The sequence below is a fragment of the Aerococcus sp. L_32 genome (genome assembly GCF_050689315.1).
This window is the reverse complement of sequence record NZ_JBOEQF010001285.1, coordinates 1-513: the sequence shown is the minus strand read 5'-3', so window position 1 is coordinate 513 and position 513 is coordinate 1. Positions and strand designations below refer to the sequence as shown.

The 513-nt window shown below is 38.6% G+C and carries 1 pseudogene; it reads right to left on the bottom strand.

The window, feature by feature from the left end:
* Positions 1–301: pseudogene (locus ACRCJ0_RS19350) on the bottom strand (isocitrate lyase/phosphoenolpyruvate mutase family protein); the annotation flags it as partial.
* Positions 302–513: the final 212 nt, after the last annotated feature.

Below are 513 nucleotides of genomic sequence, written 5' to 3'. Positions count from 1 at the left end.
CACCCGAACGTTCCAATTCTTTTGCTGCATAGTAGGTGTTTAGAGGATTCCCAAATCCCGATTGTAGATCTAACAACAAGGGTTGCGCCTTCTTCAATCCCAAACTGAATGCATAATTTTTATATTCAGTGATCGACAACAACCCTTGGTCACCCTCCGCAATTAAATGGTCAGTGGTTAATTGACCAGATAGGAAAATGGCTGGTGCCTTGCTGTTGGCTAACATTTGAAAAGTATGCCCGTCACCACAAGCGGGAATAATCGCTGTGGGAGCTTGTTTTAAATCTGCTAATAATGTCATTGAAAAATCCTCCTAATCACTACTACAAGTCTGTTATATGGCTTACTAGTGACAATTTGATTCGTCTTATCTTTATTGCTCCTAGTTTTTTACATATATTTTAAGTTTTTAGTAAATAAAAAAAGCGCCCTTTGACTGGTTAAGTCAAAGGGCGCTTTCTGCACGGTACCACCTTTAATTTTTCTAATAGTTGGTTAGACTATTAGACTCAC